Annotated in this window: 18 protein-coding genes and 1 other annotated feature; of the genes, 5 read left to right on the forward strand and 13 right to left on the reverse strand. The window is 40.7% G+C overall.

Annotated features, from left to right (window positions below; translation table 11 throughout):
* Window positions 1-384: 384 nt before the first annotated feature.
* Both BUB71_RS04190 and BUB71_RS04195 read left to right on the forward strand, forming a co-directional pair.
* Entirely contained in the window at window positions 385-819 is a 435-nt protein-coding gene (locus BUB71_RS04190) for an Hsp20/alpha crystallin family protein (RefSeq protein ID WP_073152413.1), read from the forward strand.
* Between the two features lie 472 nt (window positions 820-1291).
* Entirely contained in the window at window positions 1292-2467 is a 1176-nt protein-coding gene (locus tag BUB71_RS04195) for an endonuclease Q family protein (protein ID WP_073152416.1), read from the forward strand.
* 732 nt (window positions 2468-3199) lie between these two features.
* Here the strand turns inward: BUB71_RS04195 and leuB are convergent.
* The 5 genes from leuB to ilvB form a co-directional block, all read right to left on the reverse strand.
* Window positions 3200-4276, reverse strand: coding sequence for a 3-isopropylmalate dehydrogenase (gene leuB, locus BUB71_RS04200; protein WP_073152419.1), 1077 nt, complete (start codon window positions 4274-4276; stop codon window positions 3200-3202).
* 97 nt (window positions 4277-4373) lie between these two features.
* Window positions 4374-5924, reverse strand: a complete 1551-nt coding sequence (locus tag BUB71_RS04205; protein WP_073152423.1) for a 2-isopropylmalate synthase — start codon at window positions 5922-5924, stop codon at window positions 4374-4376.
* Window positions 5925-6054: 130 nt separating this feature from the next.
* Entirely contained in the window at window positions 6055-7047 is a 993-nt protein-coding gene (ilvC, locus tag BUB71_RS04210; protein ID WP_073152426.1) for a ketol-acid reductoisomerase, read from the reverse strand.
* A gap of 23 nt (window positions 7048-7070) precedes the next feature.
* Entirely contained in the window at window positions 7071-7568 is a 498-nt protein-coding gene (ilvN, locus tag BUB71_RS04215) for an acetolactate synthase small subunit (RefSeq protein WP_084731083.1), read from the reverse strand.
* Window positions 7569-7570: 2 nt separating this feature from the next.
* Complete coding sequence (ilvB, locus tag BUB71_RS04220) at window positions 7571-9310, reverse strand: biosynthetic-type acetolactate synthase large subunit (protein ID WP_084731043.1); 1740 nt, start codon at window positions 9308-9310, stop codon at window positions 7571-7573.
* 557 nt (window positions 9311-9867) lie between these two features.
* On the opposite strand from ilvB, the gene BUB71_RS04225 reads away from it, so the two are divergent.
* Both BUB71_RS04225 and BUB71_RS04230 read left to right on the forward strand, forming a co-directional pair.
* A complete protein-coding gene (locus BUB71_RS04225) occupies window positions 9868-10284 on the forward strand; it encodes a MarR family winged helix-turn-helix transcriptional regulator (protein ID WP_073152432.1) in 417 nt (138 codons plus the stop codon).
* A gap of 60 nt (window positions 10285-10344) precedes the next feature.
* Complete coding sequence (locus BUB71_RS04230; protein WP_073152436.1) at window positions 10345-11919, forward strand: hypothetical protein; 1575 nt, start codon at window positions 10345-10347, stop codon at window positions 11917-11919.
* 41 nt (window positions 11920-11960) lie between these two features.
* Here BUB71_RS04230 and rplT read toward each other — a convergent pair whose 3' ends face one another.
* The 6 genes from rplT to mqnC all read right to left on the reverse strand — a co-directional run bounded on the left by rplT (window position 11961) and on the right by mqnC (window position 16334).
* A complete protein-coding gene (gene rplT, locus BUB71_RS04235) occupies window positions 11961-12314 on the reverse strand; it encodes a 50S ribosomal protein L20 (protein WP_073152439.1) in 354 nt (117 codons plus the stop codon).
* A gap of 24 nt (window positions 12315-12338) precedes the next feature.
* On the reverse strand, window positions 12339-12536 hold the full coding sequence (gene rpmI / locus BUB71_RS04240) for a 50S ribosomal protein L35 (RefSeq protein WP_073152442.1): 198 nt from the start codon (window positions 12534-12536) through the stop codon (window positions 12339-12341).
* Window positions 12537-12558: 22 nt separating this feature from the next.
* Window positions 12559-13074: a translation initiation factor IF-3 gene (gene infC, locus BUB71_RS04245; protein ID WP_073152445.1), complete on the reverse strand. Its 516-nt coding sequence runs from the start codon at window positions 13072-13074 to the stop codon at window positions 12559-12561.
* 15 nt (window positions 13075-13089) lie between these two features.
* Window positions 13090-13198: a sequence feature (ribosomal protein L20 leader region), on the reverse strand.
* Between the two features lie 34 nt (window positions 13199-13232).
* Window positions 13233-14099, reverse strand: coding sequence for a putative sporulation protein YtxC (ytxC, locus tag BUB71_RS04250; RefSeq protein ID WP_073152449.1), 867 nt, complete (start codon window positions 14097-14099; stop codon window positions 13233-13235).
* Window positions 14100-14174: 75 nt separating this feature from the next.
* On the reverse strand, window positions 14175-14768 hold the full coding sequence (locus tag BUB71_RS04255) for a metal-dependent hydrolase (protein WP_073152453.1): 594 nt from the start codon (window positions 14766-14768) through the stop codon (window positions 14175-14177).
* Between the two features lie 453 nt (window positions 14769-15221).
* Entirely contained in the window at window positions 15222-16334 is a 1113-nt protein-coding gene (mqnC, locus tag BUB71_RS04260; RefSeq protein ID WP_073152456.1) for a cyclic dehypoxanthinyl futalosine synthase, read from the reverse strand.
* Between the two features lie 332 nt (window positions 16335-16666).
* Here mqnC and BUB71_RS04265 point away from each other — a divergent pair, with 332 nt between their 5' ends.
* Window positions 16667-18016, forward strand: coding sequence for a hemolysin family protein (locus BUB71_RS04265; protein WP_340148292.1), 1350 nt, complete (start codon window positions 16667-16669; stop codon window positions 18014-18016).
* A gap of 22 nt (window positions 18017-18038) precedes the next feature.
* Here BUB71_RS04265 and BUB71_RS04270 read toward each other — a convergent pair whose 3' ends face one another.
* Both BUB71_RS04270 and BUB71_RS04275 read right to left on the reverse strand, forming a co-directional pair.
* Window positions 18039-19028, reverse strand: a complete 990-nt coding sequence (locus BUB71_RS04270) for a sporulation protein (protein ID WP_175552276.1) — start codon at window positions 19026-19028, stop codon at window positions 18039-18041.
* A 26-nt stretch (window positions 19029-19054) separates the two neighbouring features.
* Window positions 19055-20245 carry a M24 family metallopeptidase gene (locus tag BUB71_RS04275; RefSeq protein WP_073152463.1) on the reverse strand — a complete coding sequence of 397 codons (1191 nt, stop codon included), beginning with the start codon at window positions 20243-20245 and terminating at the stop codon, window positions 19055-19057.
* Between the last annotated feature and the right edge of the window lie 52 nt (window positions 20246-20297).

The following is a 20297-nucleotide window of genomic DNA, read 5'->3' on the forward strand; positions in this document are numbered from 1 at the left end:
AGCCGGCGACAATGACTTTCGAATATTTTTCACGGCCCCTGCTTAGATACCTCCTCGAATCCCATGGATATGGGCTTCAATCATCAAGGGGAGGACTGGACAGAACGAACACAGAATCTGTCTGGTACCGATACGGGCATCCCTTGTCGTTTTGCTATGTAACGATTGAACGTATGGTCGTCGCATTTTAAAAACAGCAATGGGACTGTTCGGGCACAGCGCCGTGCGAAGAGACAGGTCGACCCTGAGGGGTCGGCCTGTTCTCATTTTTTAATGACCTCCTTTTCATAACTTTTTGATTAACATTTCATCAAATGTGTGAATATCCTGATCTATATTCGACAGACTATAGATCGTATTCAACTTTAGACTGGAGGTAATCGAATGTCACTTGTACCTTATGACCGCTTTAGACGTCTTGACCAAATTAGAAGAGAGTTTGATCGTTTTTTCTCTGAAATGCCATCTATTTTTAATAATGAAAATATGGGTTCGATCCGAATTGATCTTCATGAAACAGCAGATGAAATCGTAGCAACATGCGATATACCTGGCTTAGAAAAAAAGGAAGATGTATCCATCCATATTGATCATCAATTACTACAAATTGATGGAGCAATCCATCGATCAAATGACATACATGAAGAAAACCTGCATCGCAAAGAGCGATATATAGGTCGCTTTCACCGTTCCGTCACCTTACCCAGCCCTGTATCACATGAAGGTGTAAAAGCTACGTACCGTAATGGGGTGCTTGAAGTTCATATGCCAAAAATAAAAAGAGATGAGCAGCAACAAATCGATATCGAATTTCATTGATCATTCACTATCGAGTGACATATTCAATCCAAGTAAAATAAAAAAGATTTGGGTGCTTATGATTACCATAGGAGATATATTCCTTCTAAGGAGACAGCAATAAATGGATTGCAGCCTGATGGGTGAGAAAGAAAGAGCACAGACAGAAGCAGCGAGCGAGCAAGAGAGAGTCGAAAAGCTGCAAAAGCACTAGCAGAGGCTCAAGAAAGGGCGAGAAACAGCCGAGAAAATAATTGTTGTGTTGCTACTGATTTCAGGGAGGTGAAGGATATGATCTTTCACCTCCCCTCCTATGTAAAAGTGATTTGACCCGAATCCTACAAGATGCAGCTAAAATATCGACATCATTTTAAGGGATCATGATCGTACACTTGCCTCCAATTGCTAATCCAGTATATCGTTGAAAATAGAAGATTTCATGATCTTGGACCATAGACTATAAAGCATTTTTATATGTAAGGTAGGAAAATATATGAATCATTCTGATCATTTTCACCACTATTTTGCCGATTTACATATCCACATTGGGCGTACACAGTCAAATCGACCAGTCAAAATCACCGGATCGCGCTCCCTTACTTTTTCAGCAATTCTGCAAGAAGCGACTCAAAGAAAAGGGCTACAGCTTATTGGTATCATCGATGCACAGGTTCCAGAAGTACAAGCAGAGATTGAAAGTAGCATTCAACAAGGTATCTTTTTAGAACATCCTGATGGTGGAATCTGTCACGAACAGACAACCTGTCTACTGGGCGCCGAAATTGAAATTCGTGAACCTGGCATGTCACCCGCACATGTACTCGCTTATCTTCCATCCCTAGCTCAAATGAAAAGTTTCACAAGCTGGCTTTCAAAACACATGAAAAATGTCCATCTCAGCACACAGCGACTGTATCAACCAGCTTATATCCTGCTGGAGAAAGTGGAGGAACTGGGCGGTATCTTGATTCCAGCTCATATTTTCACACCTTTTAAAAGCATTCTTGGAAGTGCAACTAACTCCATTCGCAATATTTTTCCCATCCATCGTTTAATTGCAGTTGAATTAGGTCTTAGCAGTGATACAGAAATGGCTGATCAACTATCTGAGCTTCAGTCACTCACCTTTCTCACCAATTCAGATGCTCATTCATTGAATAAAATGGGTCGTGAATATCAACAAATTCGGATGAGAGAAGCAAGTTTTAAAGAGTGGGTACTTGCTCTACAGAGAAAAAATAATCGAGCGATCATTGCTAACTACGGATTAAATCCAAAGCTAGGGAAATATTATCAAACCTGTTGTGCTACATGTTATCAACCCTGGCCAATAAACAATGATCAATGTACAAACTGTGGTAGCAAAAAGAAGATTCATGGTGTCGCAGACCGAATTCGTCAACTCGCAGATCAACCCAGTCTGTCACCTGTTTATCGCCCCCCTTATCACTACCAGATTCCACTTGAATTCTTACCCACAGTGGGACCAAAGACACGTGAAAAAATGCTTTCAGAAATAGGCACTGAGATGGAAATCCTCCATTTTGCCTCTCTCGAGCAAATATCTTCATCCGTCGGTGAGCGCATTGCTACCATGATCAAACAGATTCGCGCAGGGAACATCTCCCTACAGGCAGGTGGTGCTGGTCGTTATGGACGGATTGAGTAGTAAATGTATATAATAAATACTATAAAATAGGAGAATTCACACTCTAAACCTCGCATCATTCGCTCAATAGACTAATTGGAGAGGTGAGCTTATGATTCGTTTAGAAAAATGTGAACACTGTGGTACCGATAAATGCCAATGCCCAGATTGCGATTGCCGCAAATAAACAAAGAAGGGCACAATCGCCCTTCTTTGCTTGAGTTCCTTTTCCTCTTTGAGGTACAATTTATTTTAGAAGATCACAAAAAATCTATTTAATAATCTGTTTCAATCCACCTACACATCTAATGGATAATGACCTCTATTTTCAAGTAGGAGGTGGAAACATGATTCGTTTAGAGAAATGTGAACACTGTGGCACCGATAAATGCACCTGCTAATAACATATGTCCAATACTTACAAAAGTAAGTGTTGGACATTTTAGCTTGTAAACAAAGTCTAGTGATCGGCTCGTGATCGCGCCTTTCGGCGACGCTCCTACCCAGGCTTGCAAAGAAGTGTGACTGTCGCATTCTGTCAGCCTTCGCGGCCGGGCAAAACTCGTCTCCTTCAGCATACGTCTGCGGCGACTCAAACAGTTTGCCCGAAGTGAAAACGCCGCTTCAGCTGTCATTCCGCTAAGTTGCGTCCGAAATGGAGCTTTGCCGATCATCTCTCCACTCGCTCAAAAAGTTTACTGCAGTCTGATTTTAGCTTGTAGAAGATCGTTTCTTTCAGCAAATGAATTTTCCTTACTTACTTAACGCTGCTACAACCCGATCACCAAACTCTTGGGTACTCACAGATTCTTCATTCTCCGCAGCAAGATCAGCTGTACGAACCTGACTTAATACTTTTTGTACAGCCGATTCAATTTTTTGTGCTGCTGTTTCCATACCTAGTGAATGACGTAACAAGAGAGCGGCTGAAAGAATCGTAGCGGCAGGGTTTGCGATCCCTTTTCCTGCAATATCAGGCGCTGATCCATGCACGGGTTCATACATCCCTTTTGTCCCTTCACCAAGACTAGCTGAAGGAAGTAATCCAATTGATCCTGTCAACATGGCAGCCTCATCACTCAGAATATCGCCAAACATATTTTCCGTCACAATCACATCAAAGGATGAAGGTCGGAGTAATAACTGCATCGCACAGTTATCGACAAGCATATGATTCACCTGAACATCAGGATACTCAGGAGCGATTCGTTCCACAATCTCCCGCCAAAATCTAGAGCTTTCTAGCACATTTGCCTTATCAACAGAAGTGAGATGTTTTTTACGGTTTTGAGCAATTGAAAATGCTTGATGGACAATACGTTCAATTTCATGCTCATGATATATTAGTAAATCTGAAGCAAATTCACCTTGAGCAGTCTTTTCTCTCTTTTTCTCTCCAAAATAGATGCCGCCTGTCAGCTCTCTTACAACGATTAAATCTACCCCAGATAATACTTCTGCTTTTAGTGTTGAGCGTGCTTCCATTCCTGAAATCAATGTGACAGGCCTTAAATTTGAATAAAGCCCTAATTCCTTTCGAAGTCCTAATAAGGCTTTTTCAGGTCGTAAATGCGATGGATTCTGATCCCATTTCGGTCCTCCAACTGCTCCTAATAAAACTGCATCAGCTAAGCGAGCAGTAGTCAATGTATTATCAGGGAGTGGCTCACCAAATTTATCAATAGCAATACCACCTGCATACACTTCAGAAAACTCAAACTGCACTGATTCAGTTCGCTCAATCTGTTTTAATACTTTTACCGCTTCAGCAACAATTTCAGGGCCAATTCCATCTCCTGGAATTAAAGCAATTTGATATGTAGTTTTCATAATGAAACTCCTTTGTTAAGAAATGAAAATCCCCACCTTCATCAAGTGTAGTAAAAGAGGCGGGGAATCGTGAGCATATATATGAAAAAGAGAAAACTTACGCTTCTAATTCAAGCTGTTGCTGATTCTTTTTTTTTCGGCGCAATAATCGATTGATTGCATCTACATAAGCTCGGGCACTTGCGTCTAAGATATCAGTGCTTACCCCACGTCCAATTACTGTTAGTTGATCCTGTTTCAACAGTACTGAAACTTCACCTAAAGCATCTTTTCCTTGTGTAACACCATGTATGCGGAAGTCAGCTAATTCTACCTCCTCATCAACATCAACCATCCGATCAATCGTCTTAAAGATGGCATCGATAGAGCCATTTCCACATGCTGCCTCTTCAATGATCTGATCTTCCCCCTGTTTGCGAAGGCGCACTGTTGCAGTGGGAACCGAGTGACTACCATAAGAGAGATGAAATGACTCCAACTGAAAAAGTTCTTCCCCTTTATGAACTCGTTCTTCAACAAGTGCAATCAAGTCTTCATCCGTTATAGACTTTTTACGATCTGCTAATTCCTTAAAACGTTTAAACAAAACATTGATCCGTTCGTCTGACTGTGGATACCCTAATTGCTCCAAACGCACTCGGAAAGCATGTCGCCCCGAATGTTTGCCCATCGTGAATGGAACCTCTTCTTTACCAATCGAGGACGGAGACATAATCTCATACGTTCCACGATGTTTTAAGACACCATCTTGGTGAATGCCAGATTCATGGTCAAAAGCATTTTCACCAACAATTGCTTTATTTCCTGGGACATACATTCCTGTTAATTTACTTACCAAACGACTTGTACGAGCTATTTCTTCATGACGGAAAGTCGTCTTCACTTGATAAAAATCTTCACGTGTACGAATTGCCATGACAACCTCTTCGATCGCAGCATTTCCCGCACGTTCGCCAATTCCATTAATCGTTCCTTCAATCTGCGTTACACCTGCTTTGATCGCTGCCAAACTATTTGCTACTGCCATTCCTAAATCATCATGACAATGAGCGCTTAAAATAATCTCATCAGTACGAGGAACTTCTTGACGAATATAGCGGAACATCTCGGCATATTCGTCTGGATCTAGATACCCTACTGTATCGGGCAAATTGATCACTTTTGCACCTTCACGAATGGCACAATCGACTACTTGAGCAAGAAAATCACGCTCTGTTCTTCCTGCGTCTTCTGCTGAAAATTCAATCCGAGAGAAAAATTGACGTGCATAGCTCAATGAACCGCGGATTGATTCAAGTAATTCATCCTTACTTTTTCCCAATTTATATTGCCGATGTAAGGGCGATGTAGCAATAAAAATATGCAATGTAGGATTTTCAGCATCTTTCAAAGACTCCCATGCTGCATCGATATCACCTTTCACTGCTCGAGAAAGGCTACACACAGAAGCATTTCTGACTACTTTCGCCACTTCTCGCACGGCATTCAAATCACCTGGAGAGGCAGCTGAAAAACCAGCTTCAATTACGTTCACACCCAGTCGTTCCAGTTGTAGAGCAATCTCCACCTTTTCATCTATACTTAAATTGACTCCTGGTGACTGTTCGCCATCACGCAATGTGGTGTCAAAAATTTGGATTGTTCGCACCTTTCTTTACCTCCCCTTATGATTTTTGAATATTGTTAATCATTTCTGATTTCTGAGTACTGCTGTGAGAAGCAGCCGCTCTCACTGCTCTGCACTTGAAAAAGCGGCTTCACTTACTCACTTTTACCGACTACTTAGACTCGACCCAGACCATCATTTCCCGCAATTTAGCGCCTACTTGTTCTAATTCTTGGCTTTGTTCTTGTTTACGCTTTTCTGCAAACCAAGGACGACCCTGTTCATTTTCAGCGATAAATTTCTTAGCAAAGGTACCATTTTGAATATCAGTTAGTACATCTTTCATCGCTTGTCGACTTGCATCGCCAATCACTCGTGGTCCGCTGACATAGTCTCCATATTCAGCCGTATTACTGATTGAATCACGCATACCTGTCAAACCTTTTTCATACATCAAGTCAACGATCAACTTGAGCTCATGCATACATTCAAAGTAAGCAATTTCTGGTTGATACCCAGCTTCAAGCAGCGTTTGGAAGCCATTCTTTACGAGTTCAGAAACGCCACCACAAAGCACAGCCTGCTCACCAAAGAGATCAGTTTCTGTCTCTTCTTTAAATGTGGTTTCTAACACACCAGCCCGTGTTGCTCCAATCCCTTGTGCATAAGCAAGCGCCAAGTCCTTCGCTTTTCCTGTCGCATCTTGTTGAACAGCAATCAATGCTGGAACACCAAAACCTTCCACAAAAACACGGCGCACAAGATGACCAGGACCTTTTGGAGCTGCTAAAACAACATCCACATTAGATGGAGGGATAATCTGTTCAAAGTGAATATTAAATCCGTGTGCGAAGAAGAGAGCATCTCCTTCATTTAGATGATCTTTAATCTGCTCTTCATATACTTGTTTTTGTAATTCATCAGGTAATAAGATTTGAATAACTTGAGCACGTTTCGCTGCTTCATCTACAGTAAAAACATCGAAACCATCTTGCTCTGCTTGATCCCAAGACTTTCCAGGACGGAGACCGATGATGACCTTAACTCCGCTATCCCGTAGATTCTGAGCATGGGCATGCCCTTGACTTCCATAACCTATGATAGCAACAGTCTTTCCTTGTAAATGTGTTAAATCAGCATCCTGTTTATAATAGATTTTTGCCATTTCTTCATCCTCCAGTTATTGATCTATACCATTGCTTTGGATCGGGCACTGCTTCGAGGTAAAGCAGTAACCCCTGTACGTGCTACTTCTTTAATTCCATAAGGTCTTAATAACTCTAATAATGAGTCTAACTTTGCTCGATCGCCGGTCGCTTGCACCATCATCGAGTTAGCACCTACATCAACGATTGAAGCGCGAAAAGGCTCTACAATACTATTGATCTCTGCTCGATTTGAGGAATTTGCTCCCACTTTGACCAATAACAACTCCCGGACGACCGATTCATCGAACGCAAGGTCTTGGATTTTAATCACATCAATCAATTTGTGTAATTGCTTTGAAACTTGTTCCATTGTTCGATCATCCGCATATGTGACAATCACCATTCTGGAGAGCCCAGGCTCTTCAGAGCCTCCAACGCTAATACTTTCAATATTAAAATTGCGTTGACCCAATAGACTAGATACCCGAGCCAGGACACGAGGTTGATCGTTCACCAAGACAGAGAGAATATGCTTCATCATTAATCCTCATCCCCCATTATCATCTCTTCCAGACTAGTACCCGCTGCCACCATTGGATATACATTTTCATGTGGAGTAACCCAAAAATCGACAACTGCTGGCCCAGGATGACGTAGTGCTTCTTGCCAAACCTGTTTTGCCTCTTCTGGGTTATGGGCTCGCCAACCTTTTACACCATATGCTTCTGCTAATTTTACAAAGTCTGGGCTGCCCCCAATATCGACCTCACTATAGCGTTGACCATGGAAAAGCTCTTGCCACTGACGAACCATTCCCAAATTGCGATTATTGATCACGGCCACTTTTACAGGGATTTTTTCAAGAGCGATTACCGCCAGTTCTTGGGCAGTCATCTGAAAACCGCCATCACCTGTTACCGCAATCACGGTTCGATCAGGATACGCTAATTGCGCCCCAACCGCTGCTGGGAATCCAAAGCCCATCGTACCCAAACCTCCAGAACTCAACAAGGAGCGCGGATGCACAAAACGATAATACTGCGCAACCCACATCTGGTGCTGCCCAACATCAGTTGTGACAATCGCTTCACCATGTGTTGTTTCATGGAGATGTGAAATCACCCATTGTGGTTTTAAGGTGTCATCATCTTGTTTATATTGAAGTGGATATTTTTCTTTCCATTGCTCAATCTGTTGTAACCAAGCCGAAGAATCAGCACTTGGCAACCCTTCATTTGCAGCTGTCAACACATTTTTAATATCACCAACAATTGGGATATAGGTATCTACGTTTTTGCCAATCTCAGCAGGATCAATATCAATATGAACAATTTTCGCATTTGGAGCAAACTTATCAATTCGACCCATTGTAACCCGATCGTCAAATCGGTTGCCCACACCTATGAGCAGATCACACCCAAGTAGACAGTGGTTAGCGGCATAGGTACCGTGCATACCAGGCATTCCTAAAAAGAGCGAATGTACTCCTGAGAAACCACCGATTCCCATTAAAGTCGTTGTAACAGGGATCATTGATCCTTCAGCAAAGCGAACCAATTCTTCTGTCGCACCAGAAGATATAACACCGCCACCTGCGATAATAACAGGTTTTTTTGCCCCTGCAATTGCCTGATGCAATTTCTTAATTTGAAGTGGGTGTGGTTCTGTTGTAGGTTGAAATCCGCGAATGTGGACGGTCTCTGGATAATAGAAAGATGCTTTTGCATTAGAGACATCCTTTGGAATATCGATCAAAACAGGCCCAGGACGCCCACCTGCTGCGATCGTAAATGCTTCTTTTATAATTCGGGGTAATTCGTTTACATCACGTACCAGATAGTTATGTTTCGTAATCGGCATCGTAATCCCTGTAATATCAGCCTCTTGAAACGCATCCGTACCAAGTAAGTTTTGTGCCACATTCCCTGTAATACAAACAAGTGGTATGGAATCCATCATCGCTGTTGCGATACCTGTCACTAAATTCGTCGCTCCTGGGCCTGAGGTTGCAATGACCACCCCTGGTTTCCCCGTTGCTCTTGCATAACCATCTGCAGCATGAATTGCCCCTTGCTCGTGACGTGCCAACAGATGCTTCACATGTCCATCATAGAGCGAGTCATAAATAGGGAGGACAGCCCCACCCGGATAGCCAAAAACCCGATCGACACCCTCAGCCACCAAACAACGCAATAAAATCTCAGACCCTGTATATTCGCGATCCATCTCTGCACTCTTCTCTTTCATTGGACTATTCTTCATCTCTGTCTGGGAAGTCATGCATACTCTCCTCCCTTTTTAATATCATTTTCCCAAAAATAAGAAAAAACCTTTCCATCCCCCTTATCAGGTATTTACCTGATTGGGACGAATAAGGTTTCGCGGTACCACCCAACTTTATCGCAATTCTCACGAATCGCAACCTCCACGAGTATGGGACAATTAAGCTCCATACTCTATCGATAACGGCGATATAGCCGGCAGCGTTCTACTGAGCAAAGCTGTTCGACACCCAACTCCGAGGTGAGAGATAGACAAATGCGGTTCCGGTTCCACCGACCCCGGACTCTCTGAATCACACATCTTGTATATCTATGTCCTCTTCATCATCTGTATAATCATCATATTGTTTTTGCAATAAGTAAATGACTGATTGAATGTATTTGATGTTATCAGATGAACGTCACTTTGTAAACCAATTTCGCCAAAAAAATGAATGAAACTTTTATCAAGCATATTATTACCCATACAATGTTTGAAAATCGCCAAATCTATGAATATAATACTTTATAATCATATAACTTTATGATTAAATTCGGAATAATGAGGTTTCACATATGCATAATCGAATCGACCTATTTCTAGAGCTTGAACATGTCTTTCGTCTCTTTTTTCGGCAATATCGCAAAGACTTAAATAAGCTTATCGGGGATACGATGACGGGTACAGAATATAGCTTCCTCTATCATCTATCTACCAAAAGCCCCCAAATTGTTACAGAACTTTCTCAAGAATTCCATGTCTCTGTCAGTCACATTACTCATATTATTGATCAATTAGAAAGTAAAGAACTTGTTTTTCGAAGGCGATCGCAAACAGACAAACGCGTCGTCGAAATTCATATCTCTGAACAAGGAAATTCATGCGTGAATGAAATTAGCCAACGCAAGCATGAGTATATCGCTGCTCAATTTTCGAAATTAACAACCAATGAATTGGTCAAATTAACCCAATTATTTAAGAAAATGATGTAATGATGGTATAATCAAGATAATCCAAAGGTTTCTAGATTCCCATAAAGGAGGGAAGAAAAAGTGTCATACTTTTCACCATTACCACATGAAATTACCACCAATCCTTCACTTCCGCTTGATCAGAAGCCTCACATTCAAACGATTCGAAGTGCCCTGAGAGATCGAATAAATAGATTCCGTAGGGAAAGAAATAACCGCATCGAACGACTAACCAAGTATGAATATGGACAAAAAGCAGTGGTTCGCTATCTGAATACCCATCTATATGACTATTTACAAGCTTTTTATCGAAAGATGCCCTATCAAGAAATGATGAAAACACCCCACTACGTAGCGATTTATAATACCATCCATAATGAGCTTTATCAAATGTTTGAGCAATACGAAATCCCAAAATTCCAAGCAGACGCAGGAAAAGAAAATACTGGAATCACTCACCCAGAAATGGTGCTAAACGCCTGGAATAAACATCGAGCAGAGCTTATCCGACATCCAAATGAAGTCCCTCCTGAACTAAAAGATTCTCTCTTTCCAGAGTTGCGAAAGCTAGAAGAGCCTCTTTGGGAATTGCTCGCGGATGAATTAATGGCTCGTTGGGATGATGCTTATAGTCCAACCCACAATATGTCCAAAAATGAGTGGAGAAATTATTTACACCGAGATATCAGCAAGGAAACCTGGATGAAAAAACAACCTGCCAACTACGAAGAGAGTGAATGGGAACAATTGTATCCAAGAAACTGGATGAATCATGAATGGTATAACATTGACAGTGAGTTACAAACAGGTTCCTTTTTCGATCAGTTATCTATAGATGATCAGACAAAAGCAAATTATCAAAAACAAGTCCAGAAATTTAGTCGATTATTTACGACTCCTCAAGACCGCAGAAGACAATGGATGCGAGTTAGCCCTGCTAATCTTTTAAATCAAAAAGGACTCATGGCAGGTGTACTCCAAACATCCAATACACCAATGGGTACCAATTTGGGGCACACTTTTGCGCTGTATCTGGCTACTCGACATCTTGGCAAAACACCAAAGCAAATATATGCCAGAAAACGATTACTTGATAAGCCTGATGAAGCAGAAGCGGATGCTTTTATCCAACATCTTGATAATGAACTAAAAAAAGTGGCCATTCGTATGCGAAAACTACATCGTCTCTCTAGCAATCGTCCAATATGGCGGGCCTATCGCAAATTAGAACTTCTCTATAAAGGTGATCCGATTCCAAATACACCAGAGGCACTGCAACAAGCTGCAAAATTTCATAAAGTCGGTATCGATCCTACGAGTCCAGTTGTACAAAATAACTTACGAAGTGCTCGCTATTACTATAGTCCTGGGGATAATGGTTATTTACACCCCCATCTCCCGCAGGAAGATCCTGCTTTATCACATGAAAATATGGTAATCATTCCATCTGCTTTGCGCCGACTCAAACGAAGAAAAATCCGCAGAGAGTTCTTAGAAAATCGACTACCACTTTATTTCTTAGAAAATGAACTTTATCCTGAAAGAGGGGATGTTGCCGCTGCCCGAGAAATGAGGCGACAAGGACTTGATGATGCTGTTGAGAACTCGAATCCTTCTCGATTTATGGAAAAGAGAGAAAATGCACGAACAAGATAAAGCCCCAGCCATTATGCTAAGCTGGGGTTTTCTATTTTGATTTAAATCGCTTTGCGTGCTACATCAGCTAACTGCGCAAATGCTCGTGGATCAGATACAGCTAATTCAGCTAACATCTTGCGGTTGATCTCCACTCCTGCTGACTTTAACCCAAACATTAATTTATTATAGGAAAGTCCGTTCAGTCTTGATGCTGCATTAATCCTGGTAATCCAAAGGCGGCGAAAATCACGCTTTCTTTGACGACGGTCACGATATGCATACATCAGCGACTTCATCACCTGTTCTTTTGCAGTACGGAAAAGGCGATGCTTGGAGCCAAAATATCCTTTTGCTAATTTTAATACTTTTTTGCGACGGGCACGAGATACTGTACCACCTTTTACTCTCGCCATCTGCGATTCCTCCTATTTCCTATGCTAACCAATCAGGCTTTTAATTCGCTTCACATCACTTTTATGCATAAGTGTCGCTTTGCGCAATTTGCGTTTTTGTTTTGGAGATTTCGCTAAAAACATATGATTGGTATACCCATGATTCCGACGAACTTTACCAGTGCCTGTTTTCCGAAAACGTTTTGTTGCTGCGCTTTTTGTCTTCATTTTCTGCTTTGCCATTATGAAAACGCCTCCTTTTCACTTACTGTTTGGGGCTTAATACCATGATCATCTGACGGCCTTCTAGCCGTGGTTGACGCTCAACATCAGAGCAATCATTGACTTCTTTTGCAATTCGATCCAAAATACGGCGACCTAGCTCTTGATGTGTGATTTCACGACCACGAAAACGAATCGCTAATTTCACTTTATCTCCGTTACTTAGGAACTTACGAACGTTTTTCAACTTAGTATTTACATCATGTTCCTCAATCGAAGGGCTAAGACGAATCTCTTTGATCTGTGTTGTCTTTTGATTCTTACGTGCCTCTTTTTCTCGCTTACTCTGCTCATAACGATACTTTCCATAATCAATGATCTTACAAACTGGTGGTTTTGCTTGTGGAGCTACATTCACCAAATCCAAATTAGCTTCTGCTGCTAATTTAAGTGCCTCACGTAACGGTTTGATCCCTAACTGGTCACCATCGGCTCCGATTAAACGAACATCGCGGGCGCGAATTGCTTCGTTAACCTGATGTTGTTCCCTGCTGATCATTTGCCACCTCCATTAAAAAAAATAAAAAAAGGGGTGCATATGCACCCACTATCATCCTATCAAGTAACCCAGTAACAACCTGTAGTGTTGACTAGGTGAGAAGCGGGTGCTTCTGCTTTTTACATACGGAATATCTTAACATGACTATTTTTCTTTTGTCAAGAATGTGGAGACAGATTCCCATCCTTTGAGACCCCACATTTTATACAACCAGTACAAAGTGTAATTCTCTCTTCAAAAATCTGAATCAAGGTTCGAATCACATTTGCTTCATTTTGCTTGGTATGTAAAATAATTTGTTCAGGCGATGTAGAAAGAAGGGCACTAACAATATAATCTTCATAAGAATACGCATGTGAAAGTTCAATCGTTTCACGCAGCGCCTGATCAATCTCATTATATTGTAGCGGAGTTCCATCATTTCTAAACAATTTAAATTTGCCATCCATTTGATGAATCACATGAACGAGATCATAGGTTGGAGTTTGCACTGAAACGAAATATCGCAGTAACTGGATAAATTCCTTATACTCTCGATCAAGAATAAACTCCTCTACTACTTCTTGAATTAATTTTTCAATGGACTGACGATACACATGGAAACGAAAATAGATAAAACCATCCAATGCTAGATGCTCTTCTGTTTTTAAGTAGTCAGTCAAAGCATCGGTTAACTTCATAATCCAATGTTCCACAGATTTTCGGCGAGTCATCAATCGAGCCTCAACTTGATCAAGCTCTGAGTGAATCGATTCAGGTAATCGTTTGCTCAATTTTTTATGAATCCAATCGTGTTCCCAACACTCATAAAAAAAAGTTGCTAAACAAGATGCTAATTCTTGACGTAGCACTTCTTTTTCAGTGGGTTTACAATGATGATCATGGAAAAAAAAGAGCAAGCGGTTTTTTTGATTTTCTACATCGAGTGAACATGGAAGAAAACGTGCTTGTAATTCTGTAATTTTTGCTTGAAGATTGGTTGTTAATATTTCTGAAATCGACTCCGCACGTGGGATCGTTATCAAATAGGACAGCTACCCCACTCCCCTTTTCCAATTGATGGTATCTAGTATATGGGGTTAGGGTAGCAGTTATACACATCAAAGCAAGAGATAGACAAAACCACAAATCGCAAACAAGTAAGAGAGATGACCTAACCACTCATCAAAGGTTTTTCCTGTCCGAATCTCTATTCCGATTTGCTTCAAACTAAAGCGTTGCGACCATGGCCAGAGAAAAGGAACTCCTGAAACGGTCAGCATATCAGCAATAATATGGGATAAATAGCCTACAATACCAGCGATCGCATATTGTGACCAGGCTAGCTCCAAAACCCAAGCAACAAAAATGCAGGCGATTAACGAGTGAGTCAATGTGCGATGTGGAACAAGTGATGAGATAATTAAAAAAACGCCGATTAATAAAATCCACAACGGGACGGCAGGTACCATTCTTTGATAGGCAATCAACAAAAGACCAATTGCAATTAAGGCAAAAATACGCACAGAATTACTTACTTTGGCAAAAAAGAAACGATTAATTTTACTACTTTCGGTATCAATATCGGGAACGAGGGCAGCCACTCCCGAAATGGCAACGGTGAATACGAGGTCTAGCCAATTGTTTACATTTGTCAACTGAGCAACTGCAACTCCTGAGGCTAAACCAATCGCAAGATGTGTTTTCCCTGTCATCGTAATTTGTACTCCTAATTAACATTATGTTTCGACTATTCGATTTTCCATATAGACAACTAATCAGTATTTATGCAATTGATATACTTATTATATATCTATAATATACAACCCTACAAGTAAAAAAGAGAAAAACTCCCCCATACAGAGGAGTTACAGCTTGTAGACAAAGTAAAAGTTCCGTCAATATTTCACGCTTCGCCTCCATTTCAGGCTGCGAAGAAGTCTTCAAGGCGCCTCGACTACTTGCTCAGGGCGGTATCAACTCGGCTAACGCCTCAAACAGTACTACCGCCTATTCTTCGCTTCATAGTCGAGGCTTTGTAGCGCCTGAAAGTCGCTCCGCAGCGAAATATTGACTTCACGATTTCTCCTTCTTCTACCCAATTGTACGACATCGTCTTTTTAGCATATAGGTTTTTCATCAGTCTGAAACTCCCCTATACAGTGGAGTTAGTTTTGCATGATAAAATCCTTATCTACGGTTTCATGCTCATCGAATTTATGCAGGATTTGATAATGCGTATTTCTCTGTGCCGGCATCTTACCTGCTTGTCGAATCAGTTCAAGCGTACGATTAATATTTACTTTATATGTTGTACCAGCGGCAGAGACGACATTCTCTTCAATCATGGTACTACCAAAATCATCACAACCATATTGTAATGAAAGTTTTCCTACCTCTGGTCCCATCGTAACCCAAGATGATTGAAAGTGCGGAACGTTATCTAGCATAAGTCGGCTGATCGCAACTGCTTTTAAATATTCATCAGACCCCAGTTTTTCGCGTTTTAGATTGGTGAAATCCGGCTGAAAGGTCCAGACGATAAAAGCAAGGAATCCCTTGGTCTCATCTTGAGCTTGACGAATCCGCAGAAGATGTTTTACCCGTTCCTCTAATGTTTCGCCAAACCCGATCACCATTGTCGCAGTTGTTGTCATGCCATTTCGCTGTGCTGTTTGCATGACATCCATCCAATCTCGCCAAGATCCTTTTAAACGACTGATTTTACTACGGATACGATCATCTAATATTTCCGCTCCACCACCTGGAAGCGAATCCAAACCAGCTTCATGCAACTGCCGAACAACTTCATCTAATGGAAGACCTGATACCTCTTTCATTTTCTGAATCTCAGCAGGAGAGAACGAGTGCATATGAATCTGTGGATAATGCCGCTTAATTTTCCGCAATAAATCTAGATAATAGGAAAATGGGAGATCTGGGTGTGTACCCCCTTGCATCAAGATTTCTGTCCCACCAACTGCTAACGTTTCGGCAATTTTTTCTAAGATTATCTCGTCATCTAATACATATCCTTCATCAGAACCAGGAGCTCGATAAAAAGCGCAAAATCGGCAATAAGTATCACAAATATTGGTATAGTTTATGTTACGACCAATAACAAATGTCGTGATTGGATTAGGATTCCATTTTTTCATTACCTGATTGGCAGCCCAACCTAATTTCTCGATTTGATCACTTTCCCAAAGCTGTACACCTTCTTCTAAATTCAGTCGCTCTCCTGACAATGCTCGATCAAGAATCATATCGATTGTTGACATATTGTATCCTCCAATCTCTGTACCGTTCGTAACGCTCTATTTCATCATATCACTTTTCAACCATGCAGATAGTGGCTCTTTATTGAACCATTTTTCAATTAACCTCTACATCAGTCGATGTTTTTTGCTATAATATCTTTGAATAACAATATTTTCTTATATTAATAGAATAATAGACGGTATAATCCCTAAATGATTGACATATTTTTATCAGGGGTTTTCAATTTTAATAAAGAGAGGTGAAGGTTCCAGCATTCATAGTTCTAAACGCATCGTTTTGGACTTCGTAATAAACATTGTACTTGTTAGAACCAACAAGCGATGAGGTTTGAGTGCTGGTTCAGTTCTATTTGGAAGATGACATTGGTATTGCCATGTTACAACTGTTGCTAGTCCCTTTCTTAGTCCTACTAAACGGCTTCTTTGTTGCTGCGGAATTTGCGATTGTTAAAGTACGCACAACACAGATTGCACATTATCAAAATCGGAAAGGGAGAATGGCCAATCGAATTGTCGAAAGGCTGGATGCCTATCTATCTGCGACACAATTAGGCATTACTTTAGCTTCACTCGGATTGGGCTGGGCTGGAGAACCTGCCATAAAAATATTACTTCAACCCATTCTTCTCTATTTTAAAATCCCCGGATGGATTCAACATGCCATTTCTTTTTCAGTTGCATTCGCGATCATCACTTTTTTACACATCGTGATCGGGGAAATGGCTCCTAAGTCGCTTGCGATTCGTGCCGCCGAAAAAGTGACGCTATGGGTAGCAGTACCATTACACTGGTTTTATCAAACATTTCGGCCTTTTATATATGTACTCAATAGCTCTGCTAATTTCACACTGCGTTTAATCGGAGTGAAGGAGCTAAACGAATCTCATCAAGCGCACACTGAAGAAGAAATACGTATGTTAATTGAACAAAGCCATCAAAGCGGTATCATCGATCAAACAGAACGAATCCTCTTTGACAATGTATTTGATTTCACGGAACGAGTAGCCAGAGAAGTTATGGTACCTCGGGTAAACATGATCTGCCTTTATGAAGACGATCCACTTGATGAAACCATACAAATTATTAAAAAAAGCAGGCAAACTCGTTTTCCCCTTTGCGGTGAAGATAAAGATGATATCAAGGGCATTATTCATATCCGCGATGTTTATGAGAAATTGCTCGATCAAGATGAGTTTGAGCTGATCGAACTTGCACGTCCGACAGTTCTTGTACCAGAAACGATGGAGCTTAAAGATATTCTAAAAAATCTTCAAAAAAACCATGTTGAAATGGCAATTGTAGTTGACGAATATGGTGGAACATCAGGGATCGTAACAACCGAGGATATCATCGAAGAAATATTTGGCGAGATTCAAGACGAGTTTGATGATGAGAAGCCCTTTTTCCAAGAAGAAGGACTTCATACCTCTATCGATTCTCGACTACTCATCAATGACGTCAATGAGTATTTTCAGATTGACATCGAGGATGCAGATAATGACACGATTGGTGGATGGTTATTTTCTCAGCTTGGCAAGGTTCCAGCAGTAGGTGATCAAGTCTCATTTAGAGAGTTTATGTTTACTGTTCAAGAGGTTAGTCATATCCGCATTACACGGATTCTGGTTTCTTCTAAAAACAATCAAGCATTACCTGCTCCAGAATTAAAAGCGGTCGAATAAAGACCGCTTTTTTATTAAGAGTCTAATCATCATCTTCCTCAAAGAAGTCATCCAAGAAAACATCTCGAAAAAGCTCATCATATTCTTCATCTTTCATAGTCGCATAAATCTTCTCTACTTCTATATCCCCCGATTCAATCTTAGGAATATTCGTTTTTTCCTCTTTTGCGCGCTCTTGTGCTAACCAATCGTCTATCGAAACCTTTCCTTTTAGCCAAGCTCCAATGGCTCCCACTTTTTGGGACAACCGCTTATGATGATATTGATAATAAAAATATTTATCTCTAGAAAAGGCATATGGATGAGCAATCATTTCCTGCAAACTTTCACGTATCAGCTCTTTTAACTGACTCATGCTCTCTAGCTTATCCTTATCAATTAAAATTTCACGCTTTACTTCTTTTTCCATTAAGTAATTATATAGGACTGATTCTAGTAAAATACGCAAACCTTTATCATCTGAAACGATCACCATTCGAATCTCTTTGATCACATCTGTAAAAAGACGATTTGGCTGAAAGCGAAATTCTTGTAAATAGCCATCAAATCGACGTGAATTTGATCGTTCTTCAAAACCAAGCCCTTCTAGCGCAGTAATGAATGAACGTAAATGATAGTGAGGATGAAGCTTAATCAATACGCGTTCAGATGAATCTTGTTTACCAGAAACTTTTAAATGAACAACAAGATAATGAATCACTGATTCCCAAGAAAGGATCGAATTCGAAGTAGGTTTGAATGAAAAAGGAAAGATTTTTTTTGTAGCTGGCTGAATGATAAAGGGTTGATGAATTTCCATTCTCTCAATCGGGCAAATCACTTCTTGCTCATCTAAGTATAGACTAACTTGATAATCAATATCGATCTGTTCAAATTCATATTCAATCATTCCTCCTTCGATAATCAAATAGCCTGTAAAACTCTCCCCCATCATAATCTCGTCTTTTTCTAAGACGAGATCGATCTGTGCAAACTCGCTTCCCCATTTCGCTGACAATTGTCTAAAGAGCAATGCAAACATACCTCCCAAAATAACCGCTAAATGGTGATAATGTCTTCTGGTGTTTCCGTGAGAGGATGTAATCCATCAGTTTCCACAACATATGAATTTTCAATTCCAACAACACCAATACCTGGAAAAGTAAATTTAGGTTCAATCGCAATCACCATACCTGGCTCAAAAGATAATGAAAAACCTTTTGCTAGGATTGGTAATTCATCAATCTCCAACCCAATTCCATGTCCCAAAAATTTTACTTGATCTGCTCCAAATCCCATAAAATGCTCTCCCAAACCCTCTTCTGTCGCAATTTCCAGCGCGTGTAGGTATGGGACTTCCCAAGCCATTCCCGGTTTTATCAGCGATTCGACCCTGCGCAAGATTTTACCTGAAGTATGATAGGCGTGTTCTAACTGCTCAGATAGACAACCGATCACAGCCACTCTTGTTTGATCGATCAAATAACCTTCAGTTGTTGCACCTATATCAATTAGGATCGGCTGATTCGCTTCAATTTGATGCATACTCGCACTCTGCGGATGCGCAACTGACAACCCTAAACCGCTGGCTGGACCATCAAAAAAGCTAGGCACAGTTGCTCGTTCACCAGCGGCAACCATCCCAAGTACCAACTCCTGATTATAACCTCTAACACGGTATAAATTATAATTTCCTTGTTTTCTCAAGTGATATTCAATTTCTGCTACCAGATCAAGTTCAGTCATACCAACTTTTAAGAACTGTGGAATTTGTCGCATGACAGCATCTACTTTTTTAGCGGATTGGCGAATATTCTCTAACTCATATGTCGACTTAACCGCTCGTATCCTTCGGATTACCATCGTCAATCGTTCAATTGAAACTTGATGAAAACCCTGTTTACAATCATTCACCCATTTATAAGGGGTTACATCTTCAGCAATCCCTAATCGTTCGATCCTTCCATATTTCTGTTCAATTTGTTGGCCTATTTCCTTTAATTTTCCCATTTCATCAACAGGAAAGATAGTCTCTTGCAATACTCGTTCCTTACTTTTTTTTATATAAAAGGTCGGCTCTCCCTGCTTTGGAACAAAGACAGCACCGTTTTGTAATGATCCAGCAAAATAAAGACGATCTGTATGATGAGTAATTAGCGCTCCATCCAGTTTTAAAACCTGTAATGCCTGTTGTAATCGAGATAGACGAAGTTTCAATTCATCTTGTGGTATGGTTGGTAGTTTATTCATTTGTATCGCTCCTCTGGTTCAACCTGATCAACATAATTGATTAAACACAATA

This window comes from Seinonella peptonophila (assembly GCF_900129355.1).
Taxonomy (GTDB): domain Bacteria; phylum Bacillota; class Bacilli; order Thermoactinomycetales; family Thermoactinomycetaceae; genus Seinonella; species Seinonella peptonophila.